Source organism: Stenotrophomonas sp. STEN083, from assembly GCF_056759195.1.
Genome location: NZ_JBRRCU010000012.1, coordinates 1 through 14,537 on the forward strand (window position 1 = coordinate 1; position 14,537 = coordinate 14,537).

Consider the following 14,537-nt stretch of genomic DNA (forward strand, 5'->3'; position numbering starts at 1 on the left):
CCCGCGGGTGTCGGCTCGCCGGCGCCGGGCGCGGGCCCCCCGGGGGCGGGCGCCCATCCCCCCCCCCCCCCGGGGGGGTTGGGGGGGGGGGGTGCCCCGCGGCAGCTGCGGTGGAGGTCGGACCCTCACCCCCGGCCCCTCTCCCGGAGGGAGAGGGGAGCAGGGCGGACGGGTTCGCCGCCGCCTGCTTCACATCATTCATCGTCACTGCGCCATCGGCGCCGGTGGCGCGTACGCGGGCCAGGTCGACGCCGAGCTTGCGAGCCATCGCACGCACGGCCGGCACTGCCTTGACGCCACCGACGGCCACGGCCTGTTCGGTGTGCACGGCATTGGAGCTGACCATCGCGCCGACTACGGTGCCTTCGTCGGCACGTTCGGCGGCAGCGGCAGCCACCGGTGCCGGAGCGGCAACTGGCGCGGGCGCGGCTTCGGCCGGGGCGCCGTGGTGGTGGCCGGTGTCCTGGCCTTCGGCACGCTGCGGCAGGTTCGGGTCGAGCTCGAAACTGGCCAGCACGTGGCCGGTCACCACGATGTCACCGGCGGGGCCGGCAAGCTTCAGTACCTTGCCGGAGTACGGTGAGGGCACTTCGACCACCGCCTTGGCGGTTTCCATTGCCACCAGCGGCTCGTCGAGCTTGATCACGTCGCCTTCCTTGACGAACCACTCAACGATGGTCGCGTCCGGCAGGCCTTCGCCCAGATCGGGCAGGTTGAAATTCTTGGTCTGGCTCATGTGAGTTTCTCTTCCAGCAATTCAAGTTCGCGTGCCGGCAGCCAGCCCTGCGCGCCATCGGCGCGCTCGGACCACCACCAGCCACCATGTTCGTGATGCAGCCTTACCTGCTCCCCGCGGTCAACGTCCAGCTCGCGTGCGCTGTAGTCACGCAGCGCTTCGGCACAGCCATTGTCCAATACCTGCAGCCAGGCCACCGGCGCCCAGCCGGCGCTGCCTTCGCTGGTTTTCACCCAGGCGAAGGCCGGCCATTCTTCGTCGCGTACACCGAGCTCGACAATCTGCCCGGTGCGGAACTGCAGGGGGTTGCGGTATTGGCTGCGGTAGCTGCCAATCAAGCGTGCCAGCATGTCAGCCCGCCGCGACCGCGCGCTTGGCGGCGGTCACAATCCGCTCAACGCTGGGCAGATATTTCATTTCCAGGCGGAACAGCGGGATGTGGGTGTCATAACCGGCAACGCGCTCGACCGGTGCCAGCAGGTCGTAGATCGATTCCTCGGCCAGACGTGCAGCGATTTCGGCACCAAAGCCCGCAGTCTTCGGCGCTTCCTGCACGATCACGCAACGGCCGGTCTTGGCCACCGACTCGGCGATGGTGGCGAAGTCCAGTGGACGCAGCGTGGCCACGTCAATGACTTCGGCACTGATGCCTTCGCCGGCCAGCTTGTCGGCCGCTTCCAATGCTTCCTTGACCTGTGCGCCCCAGGTAACCAGCGTCACGTCGGTGCCGTCACGCAGCACGAAGCACACGTCCAGCGGCAGTGCCTCGCCATCATCGACGACCACTTCCTTGTACTGGCGGTAGATGCGCTTGGGTTCCATGTAGATCACCGGATCCGGCTCGCGGATCGCGGCCAGCAGCAGGCCGTAGGCGCGCTGCGGGCTGGACGGCAGCACCACGCGCATGCCCGGCACATTGGTGAAGATGGCCTCGTTGGCTTCGCTGTGGTGTTCCGGCGCGCGGATGCCACCACCCCACGGCACGCGCAGCACCATCGGGCAGTGCAGGCGGCCACGGGTGCGGTTGCGCAGGCGCGCGGCGTGGCAGATCAGGTGATCGACCATCGGGTAGACGAACCCGTCGAACTGCGCTTCGGCCACCGGCTTCATGCCCTGTGCGGCCAGGCCGACGGTGAGGCCGGCGATGGTGGTTTCATCCAGTGGGGTATCGAGCACGCGCTGCGAGCCGAAGCGCTGCTGCAGGCCGGCGGTGGCGCGGAATACGCCGCCATTGACGCCGACGTCTTCGCCCAGCACCAGCACCGAGGGGTCGTGTTCCATTTCCCAGGCCAAGGCTTGGGTGACGGCTTCGATGAGGGTGATCGGGGTAGCTGTCATCGGGGTGTCTCCGCTGTTGCTCGCCGCGCTGTGCGCGACGCCGTGATCGTGGCTGGCCGAGGTGACAGGCGCATTGCGCTTGATGTCATCCATGACGCTGCTCCAGAGCGATGGCAGCAGCACGCTGCGCCAGCAGGTCCGGCGGCGGATCGGCATACAGATAGTCGAACATGGCCTCGACCGGCTGCACCGGGCAGTTGAGGTAGGCGTTGACCTCCTCATCGACGCGGGTGCCGCATTCGGCGATCCAGTTCTTTTCTTCTTCTTCGCTCCATACGCCATGCGCGGTGAGGTACTTGCGCAGGCGGATCAGCGGTTCCTTCAGCCAGGCCGATTTCACTTCGGCGTCGTCGCGGTACCGGCGGGCGTCGTCGGCTGTGGTGTGATCAGACAGGCGATAGGTGAGGAATTCCAGCACCGTGCCGCCCTGGCCGGACAGCGCACGCTCGCGTGCCTGTTCCATCGCCGCCATCACGGCGATCAGGTCGTTGCCGTCCACCTGCAGGCAAAACAGGCCGCCGGCCAGACCCTTCTGGGCCAGGGTTTCGGCGCCGGTCTGGGCCGAGCGCGGCACCGAGATGGCCCAGCCGTTGTTCACCACGCACAGGATCAGCGGCAGCTTGTAGGCGCCGGCCGAGTTCACCGCAGCGTAGAAGTCGGTCTTGGAGCTGCCGCCATCACCGCAGACGGTGACTGCAACCTGCGGCATGTTGCGCAGTTTGAACGACAGCGCCGAGCCGGCTGCATGCAAGCACTGGGTCGAGATCGGCACGCAGATCGGGAAGTCGCGGACCGCATCGCTTTCGCGGTCGTAGTCGCTGCCGCGCTCGTCGCCGCCCCAGTACATCAGAACGTCACGCGGGCGCACGCCGCGCATGAACATGGCGCCGTACTCGCGGTAGCTGGGGGCGAACACGTCGCCGCTCTTCATGGCCGCGCCGATGCCGACGTGGGCCGCTTCATGGCCCAGGCAGGAGGCAAAGGTGCCGAGCTTGCCGGTGCGCTGCAGCGCCACGGACTTGGTGTCGAACACCCGCGTGGCCAGCATCTGCTTGAACATCGGCAGCAGCGAGCGTGGGTCACGCAGCGAGGCGGGGAGATCGTCACGTACCAGGTTGCCGTCGGCATCCAGGTACTGCAGGTAATCGATTTGGAACTGGGCGGAAACCGTCATTGCAGCAACACCTTGGACAGATGGTTTCAAATGATAGGAATTACGCATGGTAAGGACTCAGTCCGAAAAAGCCGTCCTGCGCCGCAACAAGACTGACCGGGTACAGATCGGTTTTGTTCCGCAGGGCGCGATTCGGGTGAGCAATTACAACGTATTCAGTCTGTAACAACAGGAACGGCACATTGTCGCGCCGCTGGGGTTTGCGCGTGTTTCGATTCCGTTTGCGCAGGAGCCAGAGCCAGGGCACCCCTCCGCAACCCTCCCCTTGCCTTCGGCAAAGGGAGGCGTAGTGCCGACCCATGGTCGGCGGATTGCCCGGGTAGTGCCGACCCATGGTCGGCAGGGTTTCACCGGTAATGCCTCTGCCGACCATGGGTCGGCACTACAGGAAGTGCAACCCTGCGTTACCCTTGCCGCCCCATACGATGGCCAGGCCGATGACCGTAGAAAAGAACCAGCGTGAGCTCGAAGCAGGTATCCATACCGACCTGCAGGGCCGGCTCACCTACGGCGGCTATCTGCGCCTGGATCAGTTGCTGACGGCCCAGCAGCCGCTGTCCAACCCGCCGCACCACGACGAAATGCTGTTCATCATCCAGCACCAGACCTCGGAGCTGTGGCTCAAGCTGCTCGGCCATGAGCTGCGCGCTGCCCGCGGACATATGCAGCGCGACGAGGTCTGGCAGTGCCGCAAGGTGCTGGCCCGGGCCAAGCAGGTGCTGCGCCTGCTGACCGAGCAGTGGGCGGTGCTGGAGACCCTGACGCCCTCCGAGTACATGGGTTTCCGCGACGTGCTGGGTCCGTCGTCGGGCTTCCAGTCGCTGCAGTACCGCTATATCGAATTCCTGCTCGGCAACAAGAACGCCGACATGCTCAACGTGTTTGCCCACGACCCGGAAGGGCAGGCGCAGCTGCGTGAGGTGCTGGAAGCACCCAGCCTGTATGAGGAGTTCCTGGCCTACCTGGCGCGCTTCGGCCATGCCATCCCGGCGGCCTACGAAGGCCACGACTGGACCCAATCGCATATCAGCGACCCGGCCCTGCGCCAGGTCTTCGAGAACATCTACCAGGACACCGACCGCTACTGGCGTGAGTATTCGCTGTGCGAGGACCTGGTGGACCTGGAGACCCAGTTCCAGCTGTGGCGCTTCCGCCACATGCGCACGGTGATGCGGGTGATCGGTTTCAAGCGCGGCACTGGCGGTTCCAGCGGCGTGGGCTTCCTGCGACAGGCCCTGGAGCTGACCTTCTTCCCCGAACTGTTCGAAGTGCGTACCACCATCCGCGGCGACGCCTGAGCTCTTGTCAGGGCTGAAAACCCAGCCTATTCAGCGGTTTGCGCTGCAGCATGGGCTGGGCTCGGAGAACACGGTCCAGGCTTGGCGCAGGACTTGGTTGCAGCAGTATGTATTTGACGTGAAGCCGACGCTTCTGTGATCCTCGCCCGTCGCGCCGGTTCCGGCCGACTTGTTTGCATTATTTACCCAACGAATCATCAGGGGACACCGCATGAGCGCTGCCGCGCCGAATTCCGCACCAACCCCGGCGCCCGTGCCGGAGTTCAAGACGCTGCTTGGTCATCCCAAGCCTTTGTGGATGCTGTTCATGGCCGAATTCTGGGAACGCTTTGCGTTCTACGGCATTCGCTGGGCCATGGTGTTGTACATCGTCGCGCAGTTCCAGGGCGGCCTGGCCTCGGGCGAAAAGCCTGCAGCCGAGCTGTACGGTGCCTACCTGGCGCTGGTCTATGCCGGTGCCATCTTCGGTGGCTACGTCGCTGACAAGCTGGTCGGCTTCCAGCGCTCGATCCTGCTTGGCGCGCTGTTCATGGCCATCGGCCTGTTCATGCTGGTCTCGCCCAGCGAAATGATCTTCAAGCTGGGTCTGGCCACGATCATCGTCGGCAACGGCCTGTTCAAGCCGATCATTTCCACCATGGTGGGCAAGCTGTACGTGCAGGGCGACGCCCGCCGCGATGCCGGTTTCACCATTTTCTACATGGGCATCAACATCGGTGCGCTGCTGGCACCGGTCATCACCGGTGCGCTGGCCAAGATGGTGTTCGGTACCGAGGAAGACCCGCACTACCAGTGGGTGTTCATCGCCTCGGGTATCGGCATGGTGATCAGCCTGATCTGGTTCTGGTTCGGCCGCAGCCAGCTCAAGGGTATTGGCCTGCCGGAAGAAGGTCAGCAGAGTCTGAGCCGGGTGGCGCTGGTTGCCGCGCTGGGCTTGCTGGTTGGCATTCCGGTGTTCTATTTCCTGCTGACCATTGATGCCAATGTGCTGCAGGCGATCCTGATGGCGCTGTTCATCGTGCCAGCAGTGATGCTGCTGGTGGAAGGCATCCGCAGTGGTTCGGTCGCGCGTGACAAGGTGATCGCCATGTTGGTGATCTTCGTGTTCAACGTGCTGTTCTGGATGTTCTTCGAACAGGCCGGCAGCTCGTTCACCTTCCTTGCCGACAAGATCGTCAACCGCGAATTCGGCAGCTGGACCTTCCCGCTGGAGTGGTTCCAGTCGGTGAACTCGGTCGCCATCATTGTCTGTGCACCGATCATGGCCTGGATGTGGGTCAAGATGGGCAAGTCCAATCCGTCCATCCCGCGCAAGTTCGGCCTGGGTCTGGTGTTCAATGGTCTGGCTTTCCTGCTGCTGATGGTGGCGCTGTCGAGCATGGTCAACGACGCCGGCAAGATCCCGTTCTGGACCCTGTTCGCGGTCTATGTGATCCAGTCCATCGGTGAGCTGTGCCTGTCGCCGATCGGTCTGTCGATGACCACCAAGCTGGCACCGACCCGTCTGGCCGGCATGGCAATGGGTTGCTGGTTCCTGTCGATTGCCATTGGTAACAACCTGGCCGGTATCTTTGCGGGCAAGGTCAGCGGCGAAGGCGGCATGACCGTGGCATCGGCGCAGTCCGGTTACACCTTCGGCTTCTGGGCCCTGGTGGGTTCGGGCGTGGTGCTGTTCCTGGTCGCCCCGTTGATCAACAAGCTCATGCACGGTGTGAAGTAAGGAGTCAGGCGATGAAACTGCTGTTCGGAATGGTTCCCTTGTTGCTCAGCGTGGCGCTGGCTGGCTGCAATCAACCGCCTGCTGCCAAGCCTGAAAAGGTGCAGCCGCTGGATACGTCCGAACAGAAGGCACCGGTGGCTGATACCAGCCAGCCGGTGGCATCGGGCAATACCCCCACCGCAGCGGATATCGCTGCGGTGGCTGGGCTCAACGCGCAGTTCGACCCGGCCCGCGATCCGGTCGCAGACCTGGAAACGGCCAAGGTCGAGGCCCAGCGCGGGGGCAAGCGGATCATCCTGGACGTGGGTGGCGAGTGGTGCTCCTGGTGCCATCTGCTGGACGCCTTCATGGAAGGGGATTCGGAGCTGCGCCGTTTCCGTGATGGCAACTACGTGTGGATGAAGGTCAACTACAGCGAAGAGAACGAGAACGCCGAGTTCCTTGCGCGCTTCCCGGAGATCAAGGGCTATCCGCACCTGTTCGTGTTGGATGCCGAAGGCCAGCTGCTGCATTCGCAGTTCACTGGCGATCTGGAGAAGGGCAAGGGTTACGATCGCGCCAAGTTCGATGCCTTCTTGAAAGAGTGGGCGCCGCCGGCGAAGTAAGCCTGCGATGTGCTTGAACGAAAACGGCGCCGAAAGGCGCCGTTTTCGTTACCCCCTCCCTTTGGCCAAAGGCCAAGGGGAGGGCTGGGGAGGGGTGCATTTGAATTAGCTGTCAGCTGTTTGCTGGCAGCAAAGCCAAAGCCAAAGCCAAAGCCAAAGCACCCCTCCCCAACCCTCCCCTGCGCTGCGCGCAAGGGAGGGGGCGAAGCAGCATCTTCATTTTGTTCGCCCGCGGCCGCTAACGAATCAATCCCTCTGCATCCGGCTCCTTGCCCTCACACATCATGCAGCCAGCTGCCAGCTCTGATTCCAACGCCGTCGCGACCGCCGAACAGGACCTGTCCGGCACCAGCCTGCCTACGGTGGACGAACTGCTGGACGAAAGCGCCGCGTCGGAAGAACCCGCACCGCCGCCGCGCTACCGGCTACCGCAGGCTTCGGTACCGCCCAACATCATGTTGCAGTCGGCCGTCACCCGGCTGGTCGAGCAGAAAGAACAGATCGACCAGATTGCCCGCAACGGTTTGCTGGCCGGCCTGCTGCCGCCCGAATGGAGTGCATCGCCCGGCAACGAGCTGCGTGCCTTCGTTGCCAGTGTGGTGCCGTTCGCCTCCGACAGCGTGCGCGGCGAGACCGTCGCCGCGCGGGTGCCGTTGAAGTTCCTGCTTGGCCATTCGCAGCGCTGGGGCAAACCCGATGTGGCCGAACCCAATTCCTTGTCGGCCTTTCTGGCCAGCGATGAGCGCGCCAACAGCGGCGTCAGCGATCACGCCGAGGTCATGCTGCTGTCGCCGCTGGGCCTGGGCTGGGCGCACTCCGGTCGCAGTCGCGTCGGCTTTCTGCGCGCGATGGGCGTTGAATCGATGGCAGCACGGGTGACCGCCTTGCCGTACCCGGCGCCGGAACAGCTGGCGTTCTACCAGGTCAACAACGACGGCCTGACCCAATTCTGGTGCGTGATGGACAAGCGCCGACTGCGCGCGCTGCCGGTGCCTGCGCTGTCGCTGCCGTTGTTGACCGCCTACGGCGTTGCTGCGCCAGAAGCATGGCCATCCAACTGGCCGGCACCGGCCGAAGTTGGCGCGGAGCTGGCGTTGGCGCGCATGGGCAAAGGCACTGCCGAAGTCGATCTGGTCAAGCTTGTGGACAAAATCAGACGTGACCAGGCCAACGATGCCTGGACCGGCGCCAGCCTGATGCAGCTGCACACCTGGGTGCCGCGCTGGCGGTTCTTCCTGACCTCGTTCATCGGTCTGCCGGCCGGCCTGTTGCTGCTTGCAGCATTGGCTTTGCCCGGCCGCGTGGAAGCGGCGGCGGTGGCGGCGGCATTGGGTTTTGCAGGTGGTGCGATCGCGGCCCTTGCCGCGCCGTGGATCTATGCGCGGCGCAAGCACCTGAGTTGATCGTCGCTGACGATCAACCCTCGTTCATGCGCTGCAGACCGGCATCGGCCAAGCGCGTGATCAGGCGTTCGAGTACCTGTTCTTCTTCCTCGCTGAGCGCTGACATCAGCCGCCGCTCCATCTCGATCACCATTGGCGCGATGGTCTCGTAGACCTCGAAGCCTGCGGCAGAAAGCGCCAGCACCGAGCGGCGACGGTCATCGCCATGGGTCTCGCGTTTGATGAAACCGCGCTCCAGCAGACGCGCCACGGCGCGGCTGACCGCCACCTTGTCCATCGCCGTGCGCTCGGACACTTCGCTGGCCGAGGAGCCCGGGTACAGCGCCAGGATGGTGATCACCCGCCACTCGGGAATGGCCAGGCCATAGCGCTCGCCGTACAGCCGGGCGATGTTGCCGCTGACCCGGTTGGACAAGACGCTGATGCGGTAAGGCAGGAACTGCTCAAGATCCAGCAACACGTGCGAGGCGCGGATGCTGGTGGACTTGCTGTAATCGGAAGAGCTCATGCTGCAGTGCACCTTGATGGTGGTTTCATGTGAAACTATAACCTTCGGTCCAGACCCGCTTTTTGCGGCGGATCTTCCTGTTTTCATCGCCGGTACCCCGGCGACCGCCATGCTTCCGGAGGCAACCCATGAACACCCCTACTGCATCCAACGCGCCCAACCTGGGCATGCAGGTCACCACCTTTGAAAACCCGATGGGCATCGATGGTTTTGAGTTCGTCGAATTCGGCGCACCGGCGGGGCAGGCTGCCCAGCTGCACGCTTACTTCAAGAACATGGGGTTCACGGCCGTCCTCCGCCACCGGCAGCGTGCTATTACCGTCTACCGTCAAGGCGGCGTCAACTTTCTTGTGAACGAGGAGCCGAATTCGTTCGCTGCCGACTTCGCCGCCAAGCACGGCCCGAGCGCCTGCGGCTTTGCCATCCGCTTCCAGAAGCCGGCTGACGAAGTGCTTGCCATGGCCCTGGGCAACGGTGCCGAGGAAGTGGACCTGCTGGCCGAGACCCGCGCCGTGCCGGCGCCGGTGATCAAGGGCATCGGCGATTGCATGCTGTACCTGGTGGATCGTTACGGCGGTGCCGGCAGCATTTACGACGCCGACTACGAGCCGATCGAAGGCGCCGACCAGAACCCGGTCGGCTTCGGCCTGACCTTCATCGACCACCTGACCCACAATCTGTACCTGGGCAACATGCAGCAGTGGTCGGACTATTACGAGCGTCTGTTCAACTTCCGCGAGATCCGCTACTTCGACATCAAGGGCGCAAAGACCGGCCTGGTGTCGAAGGCGATGACCGCGCCGGACGGCGTCGTGCGCATCCCGCTCAACGAGTCCTCCGACCCGAAGAGCCAGATCAACGAATACCTCGACGCCTACAAGGGCGAGGGCATCCAGCACATCGCCTGCTTCACCGACAACATCTATGACACCGTCGAAGCGATGCGTGCGCAGGGTATTGATTTCCTGGATACGCCGGACACCTACTTCGACGTGGTCGACCTGCGCATCCCGAACAATGGCGAAGACGTCGAGCGCCTGCGCAAGAACAAGATCCTGATCGACGCCGACCCGGAAACCAAGCAGCGCAAGCTGCTGCAGATCTTCACCAAGAACTGCATCGGCCCGATCTTCTTCGAGATCATCCAGCGCAAGGGTAATGAAGGGTTCGGCGAAGGCAACTTCCAGGCCTTGTTTGAAAGCATCGAGCGCGACCAGATGGATCGTGGCGTGCTGTAAAAGCTTTGCTTGGGGCCTTTGCTTGAGGCCTTTGCTTGAGGCCTTTGCTTGAAGCCTTTGCTTGAAGCCTTTGCTCAAAGCCTTTGCTCAAAGCCCCTCTCCCGCTTGCGGGAGAGGGGTTGGGGTGAGGGCAAGCTCTTGCAGTTGCTGTTGATTTCCGCAGCCACCCAGGTCGCCAGTTGCCTTAGGATCAAGTCAAAAGCTTCCCCTCACCCCAACCCCTCACCCCGCAAGCGGGAGAGGGGCTCAATCGCAAAACATAGGCCGTCACCATGGTCAGCAACGCTTATCAATCCGGCTTCGGCAATGAGTTCGCCACCGAGGCTGTGCCCGGCACCTTGCCGGTGGGTCGCAATTCGCCGCAGCAGGTGGCGCACGGGCTGTATGCCGAGCAGCTGACCGGCACCGCCTTCACCGCGCCGCGCGGCAGCAACCGCCGCAGCTGGCTGTACCGCATCCGCCCGGCGGCGATGCACGGTGAGTTCACTCCGTTCGAGCAGCCGCGCCTGCACAGTGATTTCAGCAAGTCGGCGGCATCACCCAACCAACTGCGCTGGGACCCGCTGCCGCTGCCCACGGAGCCCACCGACTTCATCGATGGCCTGTACACGATGGGCGGCAACGGCTCGGCTGAAGCGCACACCGGCGCCGGCATCCATCTGTACGCCGCCAACGCTGACATGCGCGGCCGCTATTTCTACAACGCCGACGGCGAGTTGCTGATCGTGCCGCAGCTGGGCCGGCTGCGCCTGCGCACCGAGATGGGCGTGATCGAGATTGAACCGCAGCAGATCGCGGTGATCCCGCGCGGCGTGCGCTTCGCGGTCGAGCTGCCGGACGGGCAGGCACGCGGCTATGTCTGCGAGAACTTCGGCGCGCTGTTGAAGCTGCCCGACCTCGGCCCGATCGGCAGCAATGGCCTGGCCAACCCGCGTGACTTCGAAACGCCAGTCGCCGCCTATGAAAACCTCGACGGCCAATTCGAACTGGTCGCCAAGTTCCAGGGCCGCCTGTGGCGTGCCGACATCGGCCATTCGCCGCTGGATGTGGTTGGCTGGCACGGCAACTACGCGCCGTACCGTTACGACCTGCGCCACTTCAACACCATCGGCTCGATCAGCTACGACCATCCGGATCCGTCGATCTTCCTGGTGCTGCATTCGGCCAGCGATACCGCGGGCACCAGCAACCTGGATTTCGTGATCTTCCCTCCGCGTTGGCTGGTGGCGCAGAACACCTTCCGTCCGCCGTGGTTCCACCGCAATATCGCCAGCGAGTTCATGGGCCTGATCCACGGTGCCTACGATGCCAAGGCCGAAGGCTTCGTGCCGGGCGGTGCGTCCATGCACAACTGCATGACAGGCCACGGTCCGGATGCGGCCACCTTCGACAAGGCCTCGCAGGCGGACCTGTCCAAGCCTGACGTGATCACCGACACCATGGCCTTCATGTTCGAAACCCGTGGCGTGATCTGCCCGACCGAGCAGGCAATGGACGCCGCGCACCGCCAGCGCGGTTACCAGGCCTGCTGGAGCGGGCTGCGCAACAACTTCACGCCGCCCAAGGGCTGATTCACGCCGGCAGCGGTGCTGGTTCCAGCACCGCTGCCAGATGGGTTTCCGGCAGCACTTCCTGCAGGCGTCCACGCACACGCTGGGCGTAGCCGTCGGAGGTCATTGCCGGCAGATGGCTGAGTGCCAGCTTCAGTGCCTGCACGCTATCGCCTTCCTCGCGCGCTGCCTGCAGCAGCTTGTGCAGCTGCGCTGCAGTGGGGTTGCGCTGCAGGGCGAGGATATCCAGCACGTAGATGCGTGCAGCGACCAGTGAGCGGCGCCGTTCAACGGGCGCCTGCGTTGGGGCCGAGGCAGGCGTGGCTGCTGCCGCAATCGGCAGCGGAGCCGGTGTGGCCGGAGGGGGCGCGGCTGCGGCAGACGCAGCCGCGACATCAACCTGCAGATAGCCGTCGCGCTGCAGCTGCGCGATCAGCTCGGGCACATCGTTGCCGAGCATGCCACTCAATTCGGCCAGGTTGCGCTTGCCATCGCACAGGATCAATGCCCGTCGCTGGCGCAGGTCCAGCGCGGCGCGGTGCGTCTGCAGCACGGTGTGGCCAAGTTCGGTCTTGTGCGGTTGCATGGGCGTTGGGCACGGACGACGTAGGCGTCCAGCCTGTCGCCATCAGGTGAAACCACGATGACAAGTCTGTCTTCGCGCTGGCCGGACACCGTTGTCGCTAGACTCGGCCGCAAACCCGCCCGGAGCTGCTGCATGAAGCGTATTGCCCTGCCGATGTCCCTGTTCGCCGTCCTGCTGGTGGCCTGCCAGCGCACTCCGCAGGCCGAGCCGGTAGCTGCGGAACCTGCTGCAGCTCCGGTGCCAGCGCCAAGCCCGGGCAGTTCCACGCAAGTGGCAAGCAGCGACGCCGATTGGCAGGGCTACGGCGCCGCCCAACTGGGCATCGATGCCGAGCAGTTGCGTACGGTATGGACGGGCGAACTGCAGGGTGATGCCGCGGCCGATGGTGGCTGCTATTACCTGTCGCCGGCCGCGCACAGTGAGGGTGGGCCGTTCTTCATGCTGGAGAGTGGCAAGTTCGTCCGCTACGACGTGCGCGGTGGCAATACTGCCGCGCCGGGTGGCGGCAAGATCGGTATGGATCTTGCCCAGCTGCAGGCGCTTTACCCGCAGGCCGAGCCGCTGCAGCCGCACAAATACGAGGAAGGCGGCAAGGTGCTGCGCGTGCCGGCAACGGACGGCAGCCAGAGCGTGCTGGTGTTCGAATTGGGCGCCGACGGCAAGGCCACGCTCTGGCGCGTAGGCCTGCCGCCGCAGGTGGATTACGTGGAAGGCTGTGGCTGATACCCTGCTGCGGCCATAGGCAGTAGCGCGGGTATGCTCCCGGCACCGCCGTCATCACTGCAGGGGAGGGAGGCGCAATGTTCGAAGCTATCGCATGGTTTGTCCTGGGGCTGGTGTTGCTGGCTCTGGGCGGTGATTCCATCGTCAAGGCCGCCTCGGGCCTGGCCCAGCGCTTCGGTGCCTCGCCGTTCGTCGCCGGTTTGTTGCTGGTGGCCTTCGGCACCTCGTTGCCGGAGCTGGTGGTCAATGCCCGCGCCTTAGCCGTCGGTGCACAGGAGCTGGCGCTGGGTAATGCAGTCGGCAGCAATATCGTCAATGTCGGCCTGACCCTGGGCCTGGCTGCGCTGGCGTTCCCGCTGGTGGTGCGCACGCGCCTGTTGTCGCCGCTGCTGGTGCTGTTGGCGGTGGCGACGCTGGCCTTGATCGTGTTTGGCCTGGATGGTGCGATCAGTCGCATCGAAGGCATCGTGTTGCTGCTGGGCTTCGTCGGCGTGTTGGCCTTCCTGCTGAAGCGTGCAGGGCATGAACCTGTGGCATTGCAGGAAAACATCGCTGACTACGCCACCACCCGCACGCTGCTTGGGCTCAACATCATTCGTCTCGTCATCGCTGCGGTGGTGCTGTACTACGGCGCGCGTTTCGTGGTGCAGGCAGCACCGGTGATCGGCGCTGGCTGGGGTATGTCGCCATTGCTGGCGGGTTTGTTGCCCGTCGCCATAGGCACCGCGTTGCCGGAAGTCGCTGCAGCCATTGCCGCTGCACGGCGCGGCCAGGGTGACATGGTGGTGGGCCACGTGATCGGCTCCAGCCTGTTCAACGTGCTGGTGGTGATTGGTGGCATGGCGGCGCTGCGGCCGATGCCGTTGCCGGCCTCGTTCGTGCGGCTGGAGTTGCCGGCAGCGATCGTGTTCGTGCTGATGCTGTACCCGATGCTGCGCGGCGACCTGAAGATCAGTCGCGGCGAAGGCGCGGTGTTGTTCATCGCCTTCCTTGCATGGATCGGCCTGGAGCTGGCGCTGTTCACCTTGTAGGAGCGGGGGCGCTGTCTCTTGCTTTCATTGGCACTACTAGGCTTGAATCAGCGGTCCTGAGCTGACATGGAGTCGAGCATGCGTAGGTTTTTGTTGATGGCTGTGGCGTGCATGGGCTTGGCGGGATGTGCGCATGTCGGCCGTAGCAGCACATGGGTGGATCCCTCCATGGCGGTGCAGTTGGCGGCTGCGGCTGGGCCGCAGCGCGGGGTAGATGGGGTGTTTGCGCTGACGGTGCGTGCAAGTGGCAATGCCGATGGCAGGTTGTACCTGAACTCCCAATCGGATTATCGCGATCCGCGCAATCTGAGCATCAGCATCGGGCCCGATGCGCTTCAGGAGATGGTGGCTCAATACGGGTCGGATCCCGGAGCAGCCTTGAAGGGACGCGCGATCCTGGTGCGGGGTACGGCGCGGATGGTGCGTATAGGGTTCGTTGCTGATGGCAGACGCGTCAGCGACAAGTATTACTACCAGACGCACGTGCGAGTGGATGACGCCACGCAGCTACGGCTGCGCTGAAGTGGGCCTGTAGTGCCGAGCCATGCTCGGCAGGGGCGTTACCTGGCAGGCTTCATGCCGAGCATGGCTCGGCACTACAGGTGGAGCTTGTGCTCGGTATTACTC

The 14,537-nt window shown here is 64.2% G+C and carries 15 protein-coding genes; 9 read left to right on the forward strand and 6 right to left on the reverse strand.

All coding sequences use genetic code 11. The features are described 5' to 3' along the window. From ACVOK8_RS05785 to pdhA, 4 genes are all read right to left on the reverse strand, one after another. A partial coding sequence (locus ACVOK8_RS05785) for a biotin/lipoyl-containing protein (RefSeq protein ID WP_481566001.1) occupies nucleotides 1–736 on the reverse strand: 736 nt, incomplete at its 3' end. After that, complete coding sequence (locus ACVOK8_RS05790; RefSeq protein ID WP_481536731.1) at nucleotides 733–1,086, reverse strand: SH3 domain-containing protein; 354 nt, start codon at nucleotides 1,084–1,086, stop codon at nucleotides 733–735. The genes ACVOK8_RS05790 and ACVOK8_RS05785, both read right to left, overlap by 4 nt. 1 nt (nucleotide 1,087) lies before the next feature. Then, the gene (locus ACVOK8_RS05795) at nucleotides 1,088–2,167 is read right to left on the reverse strand and encodes an alpha-ketoacid dehydrogenase subunit beta (RefSeq protein WP_481566002.1); all 1,080 of its coding nucleotides are present in this window, start codon (nucleotides 2,165–2,167) and stop codon (nucleotides 1,088–1,090) included. Further along, nucleotides 2,160–3,248, reverse strand: coding sequence for a pyruvate dehydrogenase (acetyl-transferring) E1 component subunit alpha (pdhA, locus tag ACVOK8_RS05800; RefSeq protein ID WP_481566003.1), 1,089 nt, complete (start codon nucleotides 3,246–3,248; stop codon nucleotides 2,160–2,162). Before pdhA ends, ACVOK8_RS05795 begins: the two co-directional genes overlap by 8 nt. Before the next feature lie 437 nt (nucleotides 3,249–3,685). Here pdhA and ACVOK8_RS05805 point away from each other — a divergent pair, with 437 nt between their 5' ends. From ACVOK8_RS05805 to ACVOK8_RS05820, 4 genes are all read left to right on the forward strand, one after another. Continuing rightward, the gene (locus ACVOK8_RS05805; RefSeq protein WP_481513363.1) at nucleotides 3,686–4,546 is read left to right on the forward strand and encodes a tryptophan 2,3-dioxygenase; all 861 of its coding nucleotides are present in this window, start codon (nucleotides 3,686–3,688) and stop codon (nucleotides 4,544–4,546) included. Nucleotides 4,547–4,757: 211 nt separating this feature from the next. Further along, a complete protein-coding gene (locus tag ACVOK8_RS05810; protein ID WP_481566004.1) occupies nucleotides 4,758–6,266 on the forward strand; it encodes a peptide MFS transporter in 1,509 nt (502 codons plus the stop codon). An 11-nt stretch (nucleotides 6,267–6,277) separates the two neighbouring features. Further along, nucleotides 6,278–6,871 (forward strand): thioredoxin family protein, encoded by a 594-nt coding sequence (locus tag ACVOK8_RS05815; protein WP_481566005.1) that lies wholly within the window; start codon nucleotides 6,278–6,280, stop codon nucleotides 6,869–6,871. Between the two features lie 269 nt (nucleotides 6,872–7,140). After that, on the forward strand, nucleotides 7,141–8,274 hold the full coding sequence (locus ACVOK8_RS05820; RefSeq protein ID WP_481566006.1) for a hypothetical protein: 1,134 nt from the start codon (nucleotides 7,141–7,143) through the stop codon (nucleotides 8,272–8,274). Nucleotides 8,275–8,287: 13 nt separating this feature from the next. Here ACVOK8_RS05820 and ACVOK8_RS05825 read toward each other — a convergent pair whose 3' ends face one another. Further along, a complete protein-coding gene (locus tag ACVOK8_RS05825; protein ID WP_313398808.1) occupies nucleotides 8,288–8,782 on the reverse strand; it encodes a MarR family winged helix-turn-helix transcriptional regulator in 495 nt (164 codons plus the stop codon). A gap of 128 nt (nucleotides 8,783–8,910) precedes the next feature. On the opposite strand from ACVOK8_RS05825, the gene hppD reads away from it, so the two are divergent. Then, nucleotides 8,911–10,020 carry a 4-hydroxyphenylpyruvate dioxygenase gene (gene hppD, locus ACVOK8_RS05830; RefSeq protein ID WP_481566007.1) on the forward strand — a complete coding sequence of 370 codons (1,110 nt, stop codon included), beginning with the start codon at nucleotides 8,911–8,913 and terminating at the stop codon, nucleotides 10,018–10,020. A 272-nt stretch (nucleotides 10,021–10,292) separates the two neighbouring features. Next, nucleotides 10,293–11,591 carry a homogentisate 1,2-dioxygenase gene (hmgA, locus tag ACVOK8_RS05835; RefSeq protein WP_481566008.1) on the forward strand — a complete coding sequence of 433 codons (1,299 nt, stop codon included), beginning with the start codon at nucleotides 10,293–10,295 and terminating at the stop codon, nucleotides 11,589–11,591. 1 nt (nucleotide 11,592) lies between these two features. On the opposite strand, the gene ACVOK8_RS05840 is transcribed toward hmgA, so the two are convergent. Further along, nucleotides 11,593–12,156 (reverse strand): hypothetical protein, encoded by a 564-nt coding sequence (locus ACVOK8_RS05840; RefSeq protein ID WP_481566009.1) that lies wholly within the window; start codon nucleotides 12,154–12,156, stop codon nucleotides 11,593–11,595. A gap of 153 nt (nucleotides 12,157–12,309) precedes the next feature. Here ACVOK8_RS05840 and ACVOK8_RS05845 point away from each other — a divergent pair, with 153 nt between their 5' ends. The 3 genes from ACVOK8_RS05845 (at nucleotide 12,310) to ACVOK8_RS05855 (ending at nucleotide 14,432) form a co-directional block, all read left to right on the forward strand. Continuing rightward, complete coding sequence (locus ACVOK8_RS05845) at nucleotides 12,310–12,879, forward strand: lectin (protein WP_481566060.1); 570 nt, start codon at nucleotides 12,310–12,312, stop codon at nucleotides 12,877–12,879. A gap of 77 nt (nucleotides 12,880–12,956) precedes the next feature. Next, nucleotides 12,957–13,910, forward strand: a complete 954-nt coding sequence (locus ACVOK8_RS05850) for a calcium/sodium antiporter (protein WP_481566010.1) — start codon at nucleotides 12,957–12,959, stop codon at nucleotides 13,908–13,910. 168 nt (nucleotides 13,911–14,078) lie between these two features. Continuing rightward, complete coding sequence (locus tag ACVOK8_RS05855; RefSeq protein ID WP_481566011.1) at nucleotides 14,079–14,432, forward strand: hypothetical protein; 354 nt, start codon at nucleotides 14,079–14,081, stop codon at nucleotides 14,430–14,432. Nucleotides 14,433–14,537: the final 105 nt, after the last annotated feature.

Coding starts and splice junctions, on each gene's coding strand:
- ACVOK8_RS05790 (WP_481536731.1), bottom strand. CDS start 1,086: ATGCTGGCACGCTTGATTGGCAGCTACCGCAGCCAATACCGCAACCCC.
- ACVOK8_RS05795 (WP_481566002.1), bottom strand. CDS start 2,167: ATGGATGACATCAAGCGCAATGCGCCTGTCACCTCGGCCAGCCACGAT.
- pdhA (WP_481566003.1), bottom strand. CDS start 3,248: ATGACGGTTTCCGCCCAGTTCCAAATCGATTACCTGCAGTACCTGGAT.
- ACVOK8_RS05805 (WP_481513363.1), top strand. CDS start 3,686: ATGACCGTAGAAAAGAACCAGCGTGAGCTCGAAGCAGGTATCCATACC.
- ACVOK8_RS05810 (WP_481566004.1), top strand. CDS start 4,758: ATGAGCGCTGCCGCGCCGAATTCCGCACCAACCCCGGCGCCCGTGCCG.
- ACVOK8_RS05815 (WP_481566005.1), top strand. CDS start 6,278: ATGAAACTGCTGTTCGGAATGGTTCCCTTGTTGCTCAGCGTGGCGCTG.
- ACVOK8_RS05825 (WP_313398808.1), bottom strand. CDS start 8,782: ATGAGCTCTTCCGATTACAGCAAGTCCACCAGCATCCGCGCCTCGCAC.
- hppD (WP_481566007.1), top strand. CDS start 8,911: ATGAACACCCCTACTGCATCCAACGCGCCCAACCTGGGCATGCAGGTC.
- hmgA (WP_481566008.1), top strand. CDS start 10,293: ATGGTCAGCAACGCTTATCAATCCGGCTTCGGCAATGAGTTCGCCACC.
- ACVOK8_RS05840 (WP_481566009.1), bottom strand. CDS start 12,156: ATGCAACCGCACAAGACCGAACTTGGCCACACCGTGCTGCAGACGCAC.
- ACVOK8_RS05845 (WP_481566060.1), top strand. CDS start 12,310: ATGTCCCTGTTCGCCGTCCTGCTGGTGGCCTGCCAGCGCACTCCGCAG.
- ACVOK8_RS05850 (WP_481566010.1), top strand. CDS start 12,957: ATGTTCGAAGCTATCGCATGGTTTGTCCTGGGGCTGGTGTTGCTGGCT.
- ACVOK8_RS05855 (WP_481566011.1), top strand. CDS start 14,079: ATGGCGGTGCAGTTGGCGGCTGCGGCTGGGCCGCAGCGCGGGGTAGAT.